Below are 17,187 nucleotides of genomic sequence, written 5' to 3'. Positions count from 1 at the left end.
GGGCGCGGTAAAGGGCTTCCTTGGAAGCGCCGGGGAGAAGATCCCCACCCCGGCCCTCCCATAAAGGCGAGGCAGAAGGTCCCTCAGCCCACATCCAGCACGATCTTGCCAATGTGTTCGCCCTCTTCCATGCGCTCATGCGCCCGCCAGGCTTCGCGCAGCGGGAAGATCATGTCCATGACAGGCGCCACGCGGCGGACGGCCAGCAGCGGCCACACCTGGGCTTCGAGTGCTGCGGCGATGCCGGCCTTGAACTCGGTCGTGCGCGGCCTGAGCGTCGAGCCGGTATGGGTCAGCCTTTTGACCATCAGCTTGGAGAAATCGGCGCTCGCCACCGCCCCGCCTTGCGTCGCGATCTGGACGATGCGGCCGTCGACGGCGGCAGCATTGTAGTTGCGGCCGACATAGTCGCCACCAACCATGTCGAGGATGACGTCAGCACCCTTGCCGCCGGTGGCGTCCTTCACCGCCTCGACGAAGTCTTCGTTGCGGTAGTTGATCGCCCGGTCGGCTCCGAGCTTGAGGCAGGCAGCGCATTTATCCTCGGAACCGGCAGTGACGATGACATAAGCGCCAAAGGCCGAGGCGAGTTGGATCGCCGTAGTGCCGATGCCCGACGAGCCGCCATGGATCAAAAGCGTCTCGCCGGCCTTGAGCGCGCCGCGCTCAAATACGTTGTGCCAGACGGTGAAGAAGGTTTCGGGCACGGCCGCTGCTTCGGTGAAGGTGAAGCCCGTAGGCATGGGAAGCGCGTTGGTTTCGTGCACCCTGGCATATTCGGCATAACCGCCGCCCGGCGTCAGCGCGCAGACTGCATCGCCGATGCGCCAGCGCTTGGCACCCTCGCCAAGTGCTGCCACCTCGCCCGACACTTCGAGCCCGGGCAGGTCGGAGGCGCCCGGCGGCGCGGGATAAGCGCCCTTGCGCTGCAACACGTCGGGCCGGTTGACGCCGGCCGCATGCACACGGATCAGGATCTCGCCCTGGCCAAGTTCCGGCAAGTCGCGCTTCTCGGCCTTGAGCACGCGCGGCCCGCCCGGCTGCGAAATCGCCACTGCGAGCATCTTGGCTGGAAGTTTGGCAACATTGGCCATGTCTTTTCGGTCTCCGCTGGTCCGGTATGCCCCGGACTTTAGATGCCCCGGACTTTACATGTGTTTGACCGCACTATGTATTCTGATTGGCAAATCAGGCAAACGCCTGTCCGAGATGGAGGAGAGCGAGATGGCGCTGTTCGACGACGAGCCGATCAAGAAGAAACCGGTCCACGAGATCGGCCAGGATCTGTCGTTGCTTTCGGTCGGTGAGCTCAACGAGCGCATCGCGGCCCTGCGCGCCGAGATCCGCCGGCTCGAGGCCGAGCTCACCGTCAAGGGCTCGACCAAGTCGGCCGCCGAGGCGCTGTTCAAGCGCGGCTGAAACGCGCGCCGCCACCGATATGCCCCAAACGGGTTATCATCAGGTGCCAATGCCTAATTGATTCGTGGTGGGACACCAGATGCTCGCAACCTACCGGCCGATCCTGTCGTTGCTCCGCGGCACAGCCTTCCTGCTCGCAGCATCGGGCCTGCATGGCCTGCTTTTGCCCCTGCGCGGCCAGGAAGAAGGTTTTTCCACCACCGCACTTGGCCTGATGGGCACCGCCTGGGCCGGTGGTTTTGTTGCCGGCTGCTATTTTGCCCCGCGTGTCGTCCGCCGCGCCGGCCATGTCCGCGCCTTCGGCACCTTCGCCGCATCGGCCGCCATCATCGCGCTGCTGACCGGCCTGATCGTCAACGAATATGTCTGGATCGCGCTGCGCGCCTTTACCGGCTTCGCCATGGCCGGCGCCTTCATGGTCATCGAAAGCTGGCTCAACGAGCGCGCCACCAACGAGAACCGCGGCACCGTCTTCGGCCTCTACATGATGGTCACCTACGCCTCGATCATGGCCGGCCAGATGATGGTCGCCGGCGGTGACGTCACCAGCGCCTCGCTGTTCATGGTGACAGGCATCCTGTTTTGCCTGTCGCTGATCCCGACTGCGGTTTCGAGTGCCGCCCACCCCACGCCGCTGCAGGACGTCTCGCTCGACATCAAGGGCCTCTACGCAAACTCCCCGGTCGCCTCGGTGGCCTGCTTCCTCATCGGCGTCGCCAATGGCGACTGGGGCACGCTTGGCGCGGTCTATGGCGCGCGCGTCGGCATCTCGACGCCCGAAATCGCGCTGATGATGAGCCTCGTGGTCGTCGCCGGTGCCGCACTGCAGATCCCGATCGGCAAGGTCTCCGATCGCACCGACCGCCGCTATGTGCTGATCGGCGCCTCGCTCGCTTCGGCGGTCGCCGCCGTGCTGATCTTCCTGGTGGCGCCGCGCTCAGGCGCCTTCGTCATCGCCATGACCGCCTGCTACGGCGCCTTTGCCTACACGCTTTATTCGCTGGCGGTGGCACATGCCAACGACCACGCCAAGCCTGAGGATTTCGTCAAGGTTTCGGGCGGGCTGCTGCTGCTCTACGGCTTCGGCACCATGGTCGGGCCGCTGCTTGGCGCCGGCCTGATGGATTACATGCGGCCGGAAGCGCTTTTCCTCGCGACAGCTGCCGCGCATTTCATGCTCGCCGGCTACACCGCGCTGCGCATCAAGCGGCGTGCGCCGGTGCCGATCGAGGATCGCGAGGCCTTCAAGACCCAGCCGGCCGACCGCAGCGCGACGCCGGAATCGCTGCGCCTCGACCCCAGGCACGAGGACGCCGCCTGACAGGCAAGGTGGTGCGACGAGACGCCAGTACGGCGATTGCGACCGGTAGTTGAGATTTCGCCGATGTTGCGGCACAAATGAGCCATGACAACTGACGCGCCCTTCCTCGCCATATCGGATGCCAACCGGCGCCATCTGCTGGAAGAATTGCGGCGTGGCCCCAAGACCGTCAGCGAACTTGCCGCCGGCCTGCCGGTTTCACGCCCGGCGGTGTCACAACACCTCAAGGTCTTGCTCGACGCCGGCCTTGTCAGCGCCCGCGCCGAAGGCACGCGCCGGGTCTATGCGGTCAGCGTTGCCGGCTTCCGCAAGCTCAACATCTGGCTGGACCAGTTCTGGGACGCCTGAAGCTTTGTCCGGTGCCGCCTCGGAGGCGGTCATGCCCAGGAAGATGGATGCGCCAGTCCTATGCCGGGCAATAACGCGACGTGCCAATGATGTGGCTGATCACGGCAATGGCCTGGCGGCAGCGCCGGCTCAACCACCGATACGCACGAGCATCCCGCTGCGGATGCGCTGTTCCGGTCATGCGATGATTTGGCTGATAAAGACCAACCTGATCCGGCGGCGATGTTGCTTCGCCGCCGGCTGTCGGGCCCTTGCCGAAAATCAGGGCCTTGCTGGAGACCTCGTGCCTGAGCCTAGTGCTGTGACTGAGCCTAGTGCTGCGTCGGGTCACCTTTCAGCTTTTCAATCTCGTCCTTGAGAGCCAGCTTGCGACGCTTCAGCGCTACGATTTGCAGGTCGTCCATGGATGGATGATTCATTGCTTCGCCGAGCTGGCGCTCGACGTCACCATGTTTGCGCTGGAGTTCTTCAAGATGGGAAGCAAGAGACATGATTGGTTCTCCCTTTCATGGTTTCCTCGATGCTCCGGGCACAGCCCTGCCCACCGCAGACAGTGCTCTGTGACGGAACCATGACAGTCTGCCATCCCCCGTCGGCGATGTCGAATAAAGTGTGGTAGCATTTCCTGACAGCGTGAAATGTGATAAGGGCTTCGCGCCGGTGACAAGGAGTCGCCGACCCCGCCTTAGGAGCGCCCCGGGTGCGCCAGTGAGTTTGCAGACGGTAGACATGTCGGAACAGGAACAAGCCGAGATTCGTCTCGAGTTTGCACGCTTGAAGCAGGACCATGCGGATTTTGATGCCGCAATCAACGCGATGATCGCGATGGGCTGCGATACGTTGCAGATCCAGCGGATGAAGAAGAAGAAGCTGGTCCTCAAGGACAAGATCAGCCAGATCGAAGACCGCATCATCCCCGACATCATCGCCTGAGAAACCGCCATTTTCGGACGGCCTTTGGTTGCGATGGCCATGCATTTCGGTTAAGCGCAGGCTTATCAAGCAGGGGTGCCGCGCGTGAGCAAAGACAGGGTCGACGTCGCCATCATCATGGGGAGCCAGTCTGACTGGGCGACCATGCGCCATGCCGCCGAATTGCTCGAAGTGCTTGGCATCGCCTTTGAGGCACGCATCGTCTCGGCCCACCGCACACCCGACCGTCTTTACGACTTCGCCAAGGGCGCCAAGGCAGCAGGCTTCCGCGTCATCATCGCCGGCGCCGGCGGTGCGGCCCATCTTCCCGGCATGACTGCAGCCATGACCTCTCTGCCGGTGTTCGGCGTGCCGGTCGAATCGAAAGCCTTGTCGGGCCAGGATTCGCTGCTTTCCATCGTCCAGATGCCGGCCGGCATCCCTGTCGGCACGCTTGCCATCGGCAAGGCCGGCGCCGCCAACGCGGCACTGCTTGCCGCGGCCGTGCTTGCCCTGTCCGACGACGCGCTCGCCGCAAGGCTCGACGAATGGCGCGCTGCCCAGACCGCACGGGTCGCCGAACAGCCGACGGACGACGCGTGAGCGCGCCCCTTCCCCTCGGCGCCACCATCGGCATCATCGGCGGTGGCCAGCTCGGCCGCATGCTGGCCATGGCGGCAGCTCGCCTCGGCTACCGGACGATCGTTCTGGAGCCCCAGGCCGACTGCCCGGCAGCCCAGGTCGCCAATCGCCAGATCGTCGCCGCCTATGACGACCCCGCCGCCCTCGACGAACTGGCGCGCGCAAGTGCTGTCGTCACCTATGAATTCGAAAACGTGCCGGTCGTCGCTGCCGAACGGCTGGGCCGAACGATCGCCGTCTACCCGCCGGCACGCGCCCTCGAGGTTGCGCAGGACCGGCTCGTCGAAAAGACATTCCTGAACGGGATCGGGATATCCACAGCCGGCTTCCGGGCTGTGGACAACGATGCCGAGCTGGCGGAGGCGCTGAAGGCCTTCGACGGCAGCGGCGTGCTGAAAACCTGCCGTATGGGTTATGACGGCAAGGGCCAGATGGTCTTCCGCAACATGACGACAGGCGGCTTCGACGGCGCCTGCGCCTCGCTCGGCAATGTGCCGCTGGTGCTCGAATCCTTCGTCGCCTTCGAACGCGAAATCTCGATCATCGCGGCGCGCGGCACCGATGGCAGCATCGCCGTCTTCGATCCGGCCGAGAACGTGCACCGCAACGGCATTCTGGCGACCTCGACGCTGCCGGCCACGATCGGCAGCGAAACTGCCATGGCAGCACGCGACGCGGCACGCAAGATTCTCACGGCACTCGATTATGTCGGCGTCATCGGCGTCGAGTTCTTTGTCCTTGCCGACGGCTCGCTGCTGGTCAACGAGATGGCGCCGCGGGTGCACAATTCAGGCCACTGGACCGAGGCGGCCTGCGTGGTCTCGCAGTTCGAGCAGCACATCCGCGCCGTCGCCGGCCTGCCGCTCGGCGACGCCAACCGCCACTCCGACTGCGTCATGGAAAACCTGATCGGCGACGATATCGACAAGGTCCCGGCGCTGCTCGGCGAGCCGGATGTCGCCGTGCATCTCTACGGCAAGGCCGAGGCCCGCCCCGGCCGCAAGATGGGCCATTTCACCCGGCTGTTGCCGCGCCGCTAAAAGACAGCCGCCAGCAATGGGCTGACTGCACCTGTGGCTGCGCCGGCTCGTCGTACCGCCAAACTCACGCAGCAGGCCTTTGCATCGAACCGAAGAAGCCGATGATGCGCGTTATGCGCTTCTGGTCGCCATCGACAAAGGCGATGTCGAGGCCCTCGGGCGGCGATGATCCGTCGGGCATCACGAACTGCCACGCGAAGCGCGCGATGCCATGATGAACATCGACGTCACTGGTGCGCAGAATGCGGGCACCGGGATGCCTGGCCTGAATTCCCGCGATATGCGCAAGCAGCTCTTCCACGCCTTCGGCATGGACCGAGGGGTCGGTGTAGGTTGCACCCTCGCTCCACACCGAAAGCAGCAGGGCTCGCCGCTGCCCGGCATTCTCCGTGGACCAGGCAGAGCAATAGGTGTCGACGAGAAGCGTCAGAGACATTCCGTTTCCTTCATATCAAGTGATGGCATGAGGCTGGCCGACAGGTGGCCAGCCTCCTCGCTGCGCTGGCTCTCAGGCGGCCTTGCCCATGAACTGCGACAACGCCGCGAAATCTCCATGCAACTGGCCGGCTGCAATCGCCCGCTGGAAGAAGAAGCCGTAACCGTCAACCACGGCGCGGTCGATGCCACGCGCATCCATGAGTTCCAGGAGGTGCTGGAACGCACTGTGATGGATGGAAATCGACGAAAGGGTCTCCTCGTCGCTGGCAAAACGGCCGGCATCGGTACGCTTGATGAGGTCAGTGACGAGCCCCTCGACAACTTGCGCTGTCGCCGCCCACTGCCGGCCCAGTTCGCCCAGATCGATGTCTTCGGCCTGGCTCACGGCGATGGCGTTGAGCGCTCCGAACAATGCACCCCACATCAGGGCCAGCAAAGCGCTATCAAGCGCATTGGCACGTCCAGGGTCTTGTCCGACATGCTGGACATTACCGCCCAACGCGCGAAAGACGGCCTCGTTGTCCCGAAAGGCCTGTCCCTGCCCCGAGACCAGGATGGTGCCCGCATCGGTGCCGATGAAGTCAGGCGTTGCCATGATCGCACCATCGAGATAGCCGGCGCCGTGCCTGCCACACCACTCGGCGGCATCGCGCGCACCCTGTGGCGTTCCCGACGTCAGGTCGACGATCAGCTTGCCGCGGACGGCGGAAGCGACTGCATCGTCGCGCAGGATGCCTGCAGTCGCCTTGTAGTCGCTGACATTCACGATGATGACTTCAGCTGAAGTCACGGCCTCAAGTGCTGAAGATGCGACGGTTGCGCCGAGCAAGGCGAGCGGTTCGGCCTTGTCTTTTGTACGATTCCAGACCGTCATGCGATGATCTGATGCAAGCAGGGCGCGGGCAAGTGCCGAGCCCATGCGTCCGGTTCCCAAAACGGCGATTGAACGCTTCATTCCAACTCTCCATATCAACTGGCGGCGCCATGACGCGACGTCTGTCGCGACGTCGTGGAGGTATGGTGAGATAGGCGGCACACAATACGAACCCGGGCGTAAGTAGTCACCTGGCGGTAAGGAGAGCAGCATGGACAAGACGGCGGACAATGGCTTTGTAGCGGCTGTCAGGATGACCGAAGGCAAATGGAAGATAGACATTCTTTGCCAGCTCGGAACGGCATCACGCCGGTTCGGCCGGTTGAGGCAGTCGATTCCCGGGATCAGCGAAAAGATGCTGGCGCAGCAATTGCGCGAACTGGAGGCCGATGGGCTCGTCGACCGGAAGGTCTATTCGGAATTGCCGGCCAAGGTTGTCTACTCGCTCACCGAACGCGGCGCAGCCCTCAACGCGGCAGCAGAATCACTATGCCGCTGGGGCGCGCAGTTCGGCCTTCCCTGCGATATCAAGAACAAAGCAGAATACGCCTGAGACGAGACCTCTGCCGCGGACTGCCGGCCTACTGGCCCGGTACTGGACAGCTCAGGTCGCCTTCCTCGCATTTGAGGTAGCTGTCGAGTTGCGTCACACGCGCGTCGGTCAGTCCCTGCAGGCAGCCGGAATGGATCATCGGCTGGACCGATCCGCCTTCGACGCCGGAGGAGGCGAACTTGCATTCAGCATCGCGGAAGGCGATCCAGGCGCGCTGCGAATCCTGTAACAGCTTGCGCGCGCCGGCGTTGTCGGACAGGCGCTTCATGATGTCACCATAGGCGACATTCAGCTTGGCGTCTGACGCCGCGTAGTCTTGGGCCGCACAGATGTTCATGCCCATCTGGGTCTGGTCGTTGCGGTCGCACTCCTCGGCCGACGCCACCGATGCCACCATCACGCCGGCCATTGAGATCAAGAGAATCGAATGCCGCATCTGCCTCTCCGTTGTCTGACGAGCGGGAGGATTCCAGCGAGGCTGTCCACTGGCAAGTCCCCGTCCCGGCACGGCCACGACCATTGCCGGCAAAAAAGCCGATCAATCCGTCGTGCGACGCGCTCGCGCGGTTGACTGGCCAAGACTCCTCGTCTAAGAGCCACTCACACAAATTGGGCGCGCACATTGGGCGCGCTTTTGGTTTCGGCCCGGAAGATGGGCCCCATCTGACGGGTTAGTGACATGAAGATCAAGAATTCGCTCAAGGCGCTCAAGGGCCGCCACCGTGACTGCCAGCTGGTTCGTCGCAAGGGCCGCATCTACATCATCAACAAGACTGCGCCGCGCTACAAGGCCCGCCAGGGCTGATGCCCGTCCGGCCGCCTGCGGCCGGCGCATCACGGCAATTTCAGTTTGACGTTCCCATGCGGGGGTCTAGAATTTCCGCATGCGGAGCGTTTTTGCCTTTCTTGTCCTGACCATCGCGGCAACGCCGCTGCCGCTCCAGGCGTTTGCCCAGACGAGCGGCGATACCGTCGTCGCCAAGGCCGACACCCAGCTCGATTCGCTGTTTTCCGACCTCAAGCGTGAGCGCAACGAAAAGGCCGCCGAACGCCTCGCCAACCGGATCTGGGAAGCCTGGTACAGGTCTGGCAGCGCTTCCGTCGACCTCATGATGCTGTGGGCGCAGCAGGCGCTGGAAGCCAAGAAGTTCGACGTTGCCCTCGATTTCCTCGACCAGGTCGTGACCCTGCAGCCCCAATATGCCGAAGGCTGGAACCGCCGCGCCACCGTGCATTTCATGATGGGCAACTTCCGCAAGTCGATGACCGACATCGAACGCACGCTGGAGCTCGAGCCGCGCCATTTCGGCGCCCTCTCCGGCATGGCCCAGATCATGGCCGCCACCAACCACAACGAGCTGGCACTGCAGGCCTGGCAGCGCGTTCTGGTCATCTACCCGATGCTGCGAAATGCCCAAAACGAGGTTTCGCGGCTGGAGGAAGAGCTTGCGGGCGAAGGGATTTGAGAGGGGAGTAAGGCAATAGGGCAGTAAGGGAGCAGGTGAGGGTCGCCGATTGATGCCCCATTCCCCCTGCTCCCTTACTGCCCTATTCTCCTACTCCCCTACTTCGCTACTCCCCTCCAACGAGCCGCATGAACATCCTCACCTTTGTCCTGGTCCTGCTCGTTGCGATCGTGCTTGCGCTTGCCGGCTTTACAGGCGTGGCCTCATGGCTGATCGAGCGCCTCAATCCGCCGGTGGGCAGCTTCATCGACATAGCGGGCACCAACATCCATTACGTCCATGTACCGGCGCCTGTTGGCGCGGAGCTGCCGCCGCTGGTCTTCATCCACGGCGCATCCGCCAACCTGAAGGACCAGATGCTGCCGCTCAAGTCACAATTCGAAGGCCGCGCCGAGATGCTGTTTTTCGACCGGCCCGGCCATGGCTGGTCCGAACGCGGGCCCGGCAGCAACGAGACGCAGGAAGGGCAGGCCGCGACCATCGCTACCCTGATGGACAGGCTCGGTGTCAAGGACGCCATCATTATCGGCCATTCGTTCGGCGGCTCGATCGCGGCGACCTTCGCCCTGGAGCACCCTGAGAAGACGCGCGGGCTACTGTTCCTGTCGGCGGCAACACATCCTTGGCCGGGCGGCGACACCTCCTGGTACTACAGCCTGAGCGCCAGGCCGGTGGTCGGGCGGCTGTTCGCCGCGATGGTTGCCAATCCGGCCGGGCTGATGCGCATCGATGCGGCCACGACCTGCGTCTTCTCGCCCAACAAGGCGCCCGATTTCTATGTCGACGAAGCCTCCATCAAGCTGGTGCTGCGGCCGCAGCCGTTTCGCGCCAATGCGATTGATGTCGAGGGCTTGTACCGGCACGCGCTGAAGACGGCGCCTCGCTATCCCGAAATCAAGGCGCCGACTGTGGTGCTGTCGGGCGACGCAGACACAGTCGTCTACGAGGAGATCCATTCGATCGGCCTTGCCCGCGACATTCCTGATGCCGAGCTGGTCTGGGTCAGGAACCTCGGCCACAAACCCGACTGGGTGGCACCTGATCTGGTCGCGGCAGCGGTTGAAAGGCTCGCCGGCCAACCACGTGACCTGCAGGCGATGGCGCGGCAGGTCGAGGCCCGCATTGCCGGCGACGCGTTCGGGACGGATATGTGCGTGAACGAGAAGGCGCCAAATTAAGGGAGTAGGGGAATAGGGGAGTAAGGGAATATCGAGAACGAGGAGGACGGCTTGAGCCGCCTATTCCCCTGCTTTCTTACTCCCCTACTCCCACAAATTACCTGCTGCCTTTGCCTTCCGGCCCGACATAGGCGATGCGCAGCATGTTGGTCGAACCAGGGGTACGGAGCGGCACGCCGGCAGTGATGATGACGCGATCGCCGCCAGCGGCAAAGCCTTCGTTGAAGGCGACGTTGCAGGCGCGGTCGACCATGTCGTCGAGATCCACCGCATCCGGCGAGACGACGCAATGCGTGCCCCAGAGCAGCGACAGGCGACGCGCGGTGGCGAGGATCGGCGACAGCGCGATGACAGGCACCTGCGGCCGTTCACGCGCCGCGCGCAGCCCGGTGGTGCCCGAGGCGGTGTAGGTGACGATTGCCGACAATTTCAGCGTCTCGGCGATTTCGCGCGCCGCAAGTGAGATGGCGTCGGCGCCGGTCGCTTCCGGCTGCGAACGCTGGGCGTTGATGATGCCGGGATAGGTCGGATCCTTTTCGACCTGCTGGGCGATCCGGTCCATGGTCGCGACCGACTCGACCGGGTACTGGCCGGCAGCCGACTCGGCCGACAACATGACGGCGTCGGCGCCTTCGAACACCGCCGTTGCGACGTCGGAAACTTCAGCACGGGTCGGCACCGGGGCCGTGATCATCGATTCCAGCATCTGGGTGGCGACGACCACAGGCTTGCCGGCACGGCGAGCCGCGCGGGTGATCTGTTTCTGGATGCCGGGCACGGATTCGATCGGCATCTCGACGCCGAGATCGCCACGGGCGACCATCAAGGCATCGGACAGCTCGATGATTTCGGCGAGACGGGCAACCGCCTGCGGCTTCTCGATCTTGGAGAGCAGGAGCGCGCGCCCTTGGGCAATCTTGCGCGCCTCGGCGAGGTCCTCGGGACGCTGGATGAAGGACAGCGCGACCCAGTCGACGCCGGTTTCGAGCACCGCGTCGAGGTCCTTGCGGTCCTTTTCAGTCAACGCGCCGACCGGCAGGTCGGTGTCGGGCAGGCTGACGCCCTTCTTGTCGGAAATCTTGGTGCCGGCAACGACCGTGCAGACGATCGACTTGCCGTCGGTCTTGGTTGCCCTGAGCTCCAGCTTGCCGTCATCGATGAGCAGACGGTGGCCGGTCTGGACCGACTTGAGGATTTCAGGATGCGGCAGGTGGACACGGCTCGACGTGCCGAGGTCGGGGTTGTCGTCGAGGGTAAAGGTCTGGCCGACTGATAGCTCTTCCTTGCCATTGGCGAACTTGCCAACGCGGAGCTTGGGTCCCTGCAGGTCGGCGAGGATGCCGATGGGCCGGCCAACCGCCTCTTCGACCGAACGGATACGGCCAACAAGCGTGCGCATCGAATCGTGGTCGGTATGGCTCATATTGATGCGGAAGACATCGGCGCCCGCATCGAAGAGCTTGCGGATCATGACCTCGTCGGAAGAGGCCGGACCGAGTGTGGCGAGTATCTTGACCTTGCGGCTACGTCTCATTGACCGTTCGTTCCCGAGGCGGCCGCATTGCCGCCCGTTGCGGGCTCGTCGGTGAGCTGGACCATCCAGTTCGCCTGCTCGCCCGTGTCGTATTCCTGGAAGCCGGCACGCTGGAAACCGCGTGCTACGCAGTCGGTGACCCCGGCAACCTTGAACTCTTTTTCAGCCACGCACATGTTGATGGGGCCGTCCCAGCGTCCGCCCCGCTCGGCATCTTCTGCATAGAGATAATAAAACCTCGATGACAGCGGGCCTTCGATCAGCGTCTTGCAGGTCTGCCCTTCGATGTGCCACCAGCCTTCGGTGATCCAGCCCGCCTTGGCGCGATAGCCGATGCCGACGCCGACGAGGCTCTGCGTCGCGTTGCAGACCCTGAAATCGGCACGCGCAGGCGTCGCGGCAACGGAGGCAAACAGGGGAACCGCCAGGAAAAGGAAAAGCAATGCGAAGGCTGAGCGTACGCGCGGCCCCCCGGCAAGTTCCATCCCCAAGCCCCTCTTCGACGTATTTTTCATGTTCTGGTGCCCTTTTCGGCAATGTGCAAGCGCATGTCAACGCATGGCACGGCGCTTATCCAATCGATTTAGATGCGCTCGGCCGCCGTGATTTGCCGCCCCATCTGGCATATTCGAAAAAAGGTTGGCAAAACAACGGCGTTAGCACATATCCCCACAGCTGCAACGGCGTCAAAACCTACACCGAAGCCGTGCCGAAGGACAATTTGCCTCCGATGACGCGAAACACTCTCTTTGCCCCGTTCGAAATCATCGACGGCGACCGCGCCCAGGGGCTGGTGCTTTTGTGCGACCATGCCCGGCGCGACCTGCCGCAGGAATATGGTGATCTCGGCCTGCCGCCCGAGGAGTTCGAGCGCCACATCGCCTATGACATCGGCGCCGAACAGGTAACCCGCAAGCTGGCGGCGATGATCGGCGCGCCGGCGGTGATGGCCAATTTTTCGCGCCTTCTGATCGACCCCAATCGCGGCGAGGACGACCCGACCCTGATCCGCCAGCTCTATGACGGCTCGGTCATCCCGGGCAATTATCCAATGCCCGGGGAAGAGCGCGAGCGCCGGCTCGACACTTTCTACCGACCCTATCATGACGCTGTCGGCGCCATGATCGCCTCGGTGCACCGGGAGACCGGTACGGCACCCTTCATCCTGTCGGTGCATTCCTTCACGCCTGTCATGCAGGGCCGTATCCGGCCGTGGCATGCCGGCGTGCTGTGGGACATGGACCATCGTGCCGCCTGGCCGCTGATCGAGATGCTGGCCGAGGACATCGGCTTGGTCGTCGGCGACAACGAGCCCTATGATGGGGCGCTGCGCGGCGACACCATGTACAAGCACTGCATCGTCAACGGCTTTGCCCATGCGCTGATCGAAATCAGGCAGGACCTGATCGGCGACGACGCCGGAGCCGGAGCCTGGGCAAATCGGCTGGCGCCGATCGTTGACGCGATCAACCGCCGTGCCGACATACACGAAGTCAGACAATTCGGCTCGCGCACCGGGCCGCTGTGAAGGAGGTTACCATGGCCGAACTCAGTGAGGCGCAGCAGCGCGAATTCGAGGCGGCTGCCTTTCGCCGCCTGCTCGAACATTTGCGCGAGCGCTCCGACGTGCAGAACATCGACATGATGAATCTCGCCGGTTTCTGCCGCAATTGCCTGTCCAACTGGTATCGCGACGCAGCCGCCGGCGCCGGCGTCGAGTTGTCCAAGGAGGCATCGCGCGAGATCGTCTACGGCATGCCTTATGCCGAGTGGCAGGCCAAGTATCAGCGCGACGCCAGCAATGCGCAAAAGACCGCCTTTGAGGCGAGCCGACCCAAGGACCACTAGGCAATATTACGTCGCGTCGTGTCAGCTGCGCCGCCACGTCCCCTTGACCCTCCTGCCGTCATCGGGCATCGAACCGGGCCGAAATGCCCCATGGCGCGCCGAGTCGCGCTGTTCCAATCACAATTGCGGAGTGCCCCATGGCCGACGAAATCACCGATACCAGCCAGACCGTTGCCGCCGGCCAGTTGCGCGCCTTTATCGAGCGCATCGAGCGGCTTGAAGAAGAAAAGAAGACCATCTCCGACGACATCAAGGACGTCTACGCCGAGGCCAAGGGCACCGGCTTCGACACCAAGGCGCTGCGCACACTGATCCGCCTGCGCAAGCAGGACCAGGCCGAGCGCGACGAGGCGGAAGCAATCCTCGACCTCTACAAAGCCGCTCTCGGCATGAGCTGAGGCCAATATGGCTGCGGCGCATCCAAGCGACCCCGCCGCAGCCATCGTGGCAAGCAATCTACGCCACGTTCCGGGACTGCAACGGCGCAGCCATACTGGCTTTCCCCACGCCAAACGCGTCCGCAAAGTTCAAGACCTGATCGACCATCAGCGCGATCTGGTCTCCACAATCACAGTCCGGTAGCGACGAATTGGCAATGACGCCCAACGGCGTCGGCCAACCGCGCAGGGCGTGCACGATCGAGCGCAGATGCTGCAGCGTTGAGCCGCCAGCCTGCCAGCCGGCGGCTGCGGCGATCAGCCCAACGGGCCGCCCTTCGAGATACGGCCTGATATCGCCACGCAACTCCTCGACGTAATCCAGCGCATTCTTGACCATGCCCGACACCGAGCCGTGATAGCCCGGTGATGCAACGACGACGCCGTCCGCGCGGCGCAGGGCTTCGACGAACGCCAGCTCGGCCGCGCCGGGCGTGACAGTGCCATAGATCGGAAACACCAGCCCTTCGCCGCTGAAGGCCAGCGTATCGGCACCTGCCGCCTGCGCCGCTGCCAGCGCCCGGTGCAGCAGCCGCTCCGAAGACGAGCCGTTGCGTGTCGTTCCGCCGATCCCGACGATTAGGGGTCTCGCAGCCATTCTGTCCTCCCGAGGCATCTCTGTTTCGGCCTTCAGGAGACAGGCAACTGCATTTAGCGGCAAATGACCTTTTCGGACGAGGCGATCTCGTTTCGGCATCGGCACAATCAGTACGACCAAACATTTGCGCGTGGTGCCCAGATGACCGGCAGTGCAGACGAGCCAAAGGCTCAGACCCCCAACGACAGCCTCAGCTTCGGCCGGCTCGGCATACGCCGGGCCCAGCTCCTGAAGAACCTGCAGCACTTCGTCGTCGCCGCCGAACTCGGCAGCTTCCACAAGGCGGCCGATAGGCTGGCGATCGTGCAGTCGGCGCTGTCGCGGCGCATCGGCGATCTTGAGGCGCAGCTCGGCGGCAGGCTGTTCGAACGCGAGCCGACCGGCGTGCGGCTGACCATGGCCGGCGCAGCGCTGCTGGAAGACGCATCGCGCATCCTGCGCGAGGTCGACCTCGCCATCCGCCGCTTCGACCTCATCGACAGCGGCCAGGTGTCGCTGCTGCGCGTCGGCTTCAATGGTGCTGCGATGATGTTTGCGCCGGTCCCCGACGGTCTGCAGGCGTTCCGCAGCACCAATCCGACGGTCGAACTCCGACTGACGCCAATGCTGTCCGAGCAGGCATTCCAAGCGCTGGCGGCGGGAACAATCGACCTCGGCCTGGCCTATGATCTCGGCTACCCGCACAGCCTGAAGTCGCGACAGCTTGTGTTGGACGACCTGGCGCTCGCTTTGCCCGAGCATCATCCGCTCGCCTCACGGCCAAAGCTTGTGGTCGAAGACCTCGAGGGTGCCGACTTCATCGGCATGGACCTCGCCCAGTCTGGCCTGATGGCGGAGAAGGTCGCGCTGGCACTGCACTCACGCGGCGTCACCATCCGCGTGTTGATGGAGACCGGCAGCACCGAGGCAACGCTGAGCCTGGTCGCCGCGGGGCTCGGCATCGCCTTCGTCAACCGCTCGCAGGCAGGGCGGCATCCGCCGAATGTCATCATTCGTGACGTCGCCGGATTTTCGGTGCCGCTGCCGCTGAAGCTGTTCTGGCGGGAGGAGATCGAGACGCCGGTGCTGCTGCGTTTTGCCGAGACACTGGCGGCGCAGTTCGGGACCGCGGGAGGTGTGGCCTGATTTCGAGATCGCCTCGTCGAAAACGGTCATTTGATCCAGTCTCTCGCCTCCGGGAAGTTGTGCCACAAACGCAAGTGGAGAACACCGCCGCATGACCCGGGAAATCAGGCTCAACGCGCTCGACCAGTGCAATCCGAGCTTCCTCGCCTTCGGCCTGTGGAGCCATCCGCGCGACAAGGCCCTCGACTTCACCAGCATCGACTATTGGGCCGACTATGCCCGCCTGCTGGAACGAGGCTTGTTCGACGCGCTGTTCCTGGCCGACGCGCTTGGCGTGCCCGACACCTACAAGCAGAGTTTCGCATCGGCTTTCCGCAGCGGCGCGCTGGCGCCGAGCCTCGATCCCGCGGTGATCGTACCGGCCATGGCGCTGGTGACCAAAAACCTCGGCTTCGCCATCACCGGCAGCGCCTCCTACGAGACGCCCTATCTGTTTGCCCGGCGCATGACGACCCTGGACCACATGACACGCGGACGCATCGGCTGGAACATCGTCACCTCCTTCCTGCGCAGCGGCGCACTCGCCATGGGCCGCGACGAACTGGCCGAGCACGACGCGCGCTACGACGCCGCCGACGAATTCATGGAAGTGATGTACGGGCTGTGGGAAGGCTCGTGGGCCGACGATGCGCTGAAGCGCGACAAGGCGAGCAGCATCTATGCCGATCCGGCATTGATCTCCGAGCTCGATCACGACGGCCCGCATCACAGAATCCGGGCGGTGAGTGCTGCCGAACCCTCGCCGCAGCGCACGCCGATGCTGTTCCAGGCGGGTGGCTCGCCGCGCGGCCGCCACTTTGCAGCAACCCATGCCGAGGGCATCTTCATCAACGGGCCGAAGCTGGAGCTTGTGGCGCCGCAGGTGACCGACATGCGCAAGCGCGCCGCTGCGCTCGGCCGCGATCCCAGGAGTCTGAAATTCTTCGCCGGCGCCACCATCATCGTCGACGAAACCGAAGCGCTCGCCCGCGCCCGCTATGAGGACTACAAGCGCCACACCAGCGTCGAAGGCATGCTGAGCCAGTTGTCGGCAGCACTCGGCATCGACCTGTCTAAATATCCGTTGGACGAGCCGATTCGCTACGAAAAGACGGACGCGGCGCATTCGCAGCTGGAGATCCTGACGCGCAAGGGCAGTTGGACGGTGCGCCAGGCAGCCGAAAGCATGGTGGTCAGTGGCCGCAATCTCTTGGTGGTCGGCACACCCGGACAAGTCGTCGACGAGCTCGCCAGATGGGTCGAGCACGCCGATGTCGACGGCTTCAACATCGCCCGCATCCTGGCGCACGAGACGATGGAGAACTTCATCGGCATGGTGGTTCCCGAACTGCAGCGGCGCGGCATGTTCAAGACCGAATACGCAAAAGGCACCCTGCGCGAAAAGGTGACGGGCGCGGGTCCGCGCACGGCCCACGATCATCCAGCTTCAACGCATCGCAGATAGGATCTTGGCC

23 protein-coding genes are annotated in these 17,187 nt (G+C 63.8%); 15 read left to right on the top strand and 8 right to left on the bottom strand.

Features of this window, described 5'->3' with window-relative positions; translation table 11 throughout:
- Positions 1 to 83 precede the first annotated feature (83 nt).
- Positions 84 to 1,094: an NAD(P)H-quinone oxidoreductase gene (locus IG197_RS18105; RefSeq protein ID WP_192313913.1), complete on the bottom strand. Its 1,011-nt coding sequence runs from the start codon at positions 1,092 to 1,094 to the stop codon at positions 84 to 86.
- Between the two features lie 130 nt (positions 1,095 to 1,224).
- On the opposite strand from IG197_RS18105, the gene IG197_RS18100 reads away from it, so the two are divergent.
- From IG197_RS18100 to IG197_RS18090, 3 genes are all read left to right on the top strand, one after another.
- On the top strand, positions 1,225 to 1,419 hold the full coding sequence (locus IG197_RS18100; RefSeq protein ID WP_067966066.1) for a DUF1192 domain-containing protein: 195 nt from the start codon (positions 1,225 to 1,227) through the stop codon (positions 1,417 to 1,419).
- A gap of 79 nt (positions 1,420 to 1,498) precedes the next feature.
- Positions 1,499 to 2,740 (top strand): MFS transporter, encoded by a 1,242-nt coding sequence (locus tag IG197_RS18095; protein WP_192313910.1) that lies wholly within the window; start codon positions 1,499 to 1,501, stop codon positions 2,738 to 2,740.
- Positions 2,741 to 2,824: 84 nt separating this feature from the next.
- Positions 2,825 to 3,088, top strand: coding sequence for a helix-turn-helix transcriptional regulator (locus IG197_RS18090; protein WP_067957002.1), 264 nt, complete (start codon positions 2,825 to 2,827; stop codon positions 3,086 to 3,088).
- 311 nt (positions 3,089 to 3,399) lie between these two features.
- Here IG197_RS18090 and IG197_RS18085 read toward each other — a convergent pair whose 3' ends face one another.
- Positions 3,400 to 3,579, bottom strand: a complete 180-nt coding sequence (locus IG197_RS18085; protein WP_067956999.1) for a YdcH family protein — start codon at positions 3,577 to 3,579, stop codon at positions 3,400 to 3,402.
- A gap of 238 nt (positions 3,580 to 3,817) precedes the next feature.
- On the opposite strand from IG197_RS18085, the gene IG197_RS18080 reads away from it, so the two are divergent.
- The 3 genes from IG197_RS18080 to IG197_RS18070 all read left to right on the top strand — a co-directional run bounded on the left by IG197_RS18080 (position 3,818) and on the right by IG197_RS18070 (position 5,682).
- The gene (locus tag IG197_RS18080) at positions 3,818 to 4,021 is read left to right on the top strand and encodes a YdcH family protein (RefSeq protein ID WP_067956996.1); all 204 of its coding nucleotides are present in this window, start codon (positions 3,818 to 3,820) and stop codon (positions 4,019 to 4,021) included.
- Between the two features lie 117 nt (positions 4,022 to 4,138).
- Positions 4,139 to 4,603, top strand: a complete 465-nt coding sequence (gene purE, locus IG197_RS18075) for a 5-(carboxyamino)imidazole ribonucleotide mutase (RefSeq protein ID WP_210283730.1) — start codon at positions 4,139 to 4,141, stop codon at positions 4,601 to 4,603.
- A complete protein-coding gene (locus IG197_RS18070) occupies positions 4,600 to 5,682 on the top strand; it encodes a 5-(carboxyamino)imidazole ribonucleotide synthase (RefSeq protein ID WP_256441218.1) in 1,083 nt (360 codons plus the stop codon). The genes purE and IG197_RS18070 overlap by 4 nt, the downstream gene beginning before the upstream one ends.
- A 64-nt stretch (positions 5,683 to 5,746) precedes the next feature.
- Here IG197_RS18070 and IG197_RS18065 read toward each other — a convergent pair whose 3' ends face one another.
- Positions 5,747 to 6,118, bottom strand: a complete 372-nt coding sequence (locus tag IG197_RS18065; RefSeq protein WP_067956993.1) for a hypothetical protein — start codon at positions 6,116 to 6,118, stop codon at positions 5,747 to 5,749.
- A 72-nt stretch (positions 6,119 to 6,190) separates the two neighbouring features.
- On the bottom strand, positions 6,191 to 7,075 hold the full coding sequence (locus IG197_RS18060; RefSeq protein ID WP_192313904.1) for an NAD(P)-dependent oxidoreductase: 885 nt from the start codon (positions 7,073 to 7,075) through the stop codon (positions 6,191 to 6,193).
- Positions 7,076 to 7,205: 130 nt separating this feature from the next.
- On the opposite strand from IG197_RS18060, the gene IG197_RS18055 reads away from it, so the two are divergent.
- The gene (locus tag IG197_RS18055) at positions 7,206 to 7,547 is read left to right on the top strand and encodes a helix-turn-helix domain-containing protein (RefSeq protein ID WP_067956986.1); all 342 of its coding nucleotides are present in this window, start codon (positions 7,206 to 7,208) and stop codon (positions 7,545 to 7,547) included.
- 28 nt (positions 7,548 to 7,575) lie between these two features.
- On the opposite strand, the gene IG197_RS18050 is transcribed toward IG197_RS18055, so the two are convergent.
- Positions 7,576 to 7,983 (bottom strand): lysozyme inhibitor LprI family protein, encoded by a 408-nt coding sequence (locus tag IG197_RS18050; RefSeq protein ID WP_192313901.1) that lies wholly within the window; start codon positions 7,981 to 7,983, stop codon positions 7,576 to 7,578.
- A 243-nt stretch (positions 7,984 to 8,226) separates the two neighbouring features.
- Between IG197_RS18050 and ykgO the strand changes: the two genes are divergently transcribed.
- The 3 genes from ykgO (at position 8,227) to IG197_RS18035 (ending at position 10,191) form a co-directional block, all read left to right on the top strand.
- Positions 8,227 to 8,352 (top strand): type B 50S ribosomal protein L36, encoded by a 126-nt coding sequence (ykgO, locus tag IG197_RS18045; RefSeq protein WP_018429929.1) that lies wholly within the window; start codon positions 8,227 to 8,229, stop codon positions 8,350 to 8,352.
- A gap of 79 nt (positions 8,353 to 8,431) precedes the next feature.
- Positions 8,432 to 9,013, top strand: coding sequence for a hypothetical protein (locus tag IG197_RS18040; RefSeq protein ID WP_192313898.1), 582 nt, complete (start codon positions 8,432 to 8,434; stop codon positions 9,011 to 9,013).
- A 128-nt stretch (positions 9,014 to 9,141) separates the two neighbouring features.
- The gene (locus IG197_RS18035; protein ID WP_192313895.1) at positions 9,142 to 10,191 is read left to right on the top strand and encodes an alpha/beta fold hydrolase; all 1,050 of its coding nucleotides are present in this window, start codon (positions 9,142 to 9,144) and stop codon (positions 10,189 to 10,191) included.
- Positions 10,192 to 10,288: 97 nt separating this feature from the next.
- Here IG197_RS18035 and pyk read toward each other — a convergent pair whose 3' ends face one another.
- A complete protein-coding gene (pyk, locus tag IG197_RS18030; protein WP_067956968.1) occupies positions 10,289 to 11,725 on the bottom strand; it encodes a pyruvate kinase in 1,437 nt (478 codons plus the stop codon).
- Positions 11,722 to 12,210, bottom strand: a complete 489-nt coding sequence (locus IG197_RS18025; protein WP_067956963.1) for a DUF1036 domain-containing protein — start codon at positions 12,208 to 12,210, stop codon at positions 11,722 to 11,724. Before IG197_RS18025 ends, pyk begins: the two co-directional genes overlap by 4 nt.
- Before the next feature lie 245 nt (positions 12,211 to 12,455).
- Between IG197_RS18025 and IG197_RS18020 the strand changes: the two genes are divergently transcribed.
- The 3 genes from IG197_RS18020 (at position 12,456) to IG197_RS18010 (ending at position 13,971) form a co-directional block, all read left to right on the top strand.
- Complete coding sequence (locus IG197_RS18020) at positions 12,456 to 13,253, top strand: N-formylglutamate amidohydrolase (protein WP_192313893.1); 798 nt, start codon at positions 12,456 to 12,458, stop codon at positions 13,251 to 13,253.
- Positions 13,254 to 13,264: 11 nt separating this feature from the next.
- A complete protein-coding gene (locus tag IG197_RS18015) occupies positions 13,265 to 13,573 on the top strand; it encodes a DUF1244 domain-containing protein (protein WP_192313891.1) in 309 nt (102 codons plus the stop codon).
- Positions 13,574 to 13,710: 137 nt separating this feature from the next.
- The gene (locus tag IG197_RS18010; RefSeq protein WP_067956960.1) at positions 13,711 to 13,971 is read left to right on the top strand and encodes a DUF2312 domain-containing protein; all 261 of its coding nucleotides are present in this window, start codon (positions 13,711 to 13,713) and stop codon (positions 13,969 to 13,971) included.
- 58 nt (positions 13,972 to 14,029) lie between these two features.
- Here the strand turns inward: IG197_RS18010 and IG197_RS18005 are convergent, their stop codons facing one another.
- Complete coding sequence (locus IG197_RS18005; RefSeq protein WP_192313889.1) at positions 14,030 to 14,608, bottom strand: NADPH-dependent FMN reductase; 579 nt, start codon at positions 14,606 to 14,608, stop codon at positions 14,030 to 14,032.
- 141 nt (positions 14,609 to 14,749) lie between these two features.
- Here IG197_RS18005 and IG197_RS18000 point away from each other — a divergent pair, with 141 nt between their 5' ends.
- Together IG197_RS18000 and IG197_RS17995 are read left to right on the top strand one after the other, a co-directional pair.
- Entirely contained in the window at positions 14,750 to 15,733 is a 984-nt protein-coding gene (locus IG197_RS18000; RefSeq protein WP_192313887.1) for a LysR family transcriptional regulator, read from the top strand.
- A gap of 91 nt (positions 15,734 to 15,824) precedes the next feature.
- On the top strand, positions 15,825 to 17,177 hold the full coding sequence (locus IG197_RS17995) for an LLM class flavin-dependent oxidoreductase (protein WP_192313885.1): 1,353 nt from the start codon (positions 15,825 to 15,827) through the stop codon (positions 17,175 to 17,177).
- Positions 17,178 to 17,187 lie beyond the last annotated feature (10 nt).

It is taken from the genome of Aminobacter sp. SR38 (assembly GCF_014843375.1).
Lineage (GTDB): Bacteria > Pseudomonadota > Alphaproteobacteria > Rhizobiales > Rhizobiaceae > Aminobacter > Aminobacter ciceronei.
The sequence above is the reverse complement of the archived record's forward strand: the minus strand, read 5'-3'. Positions and strand labels throughout refer to the sequence as shown.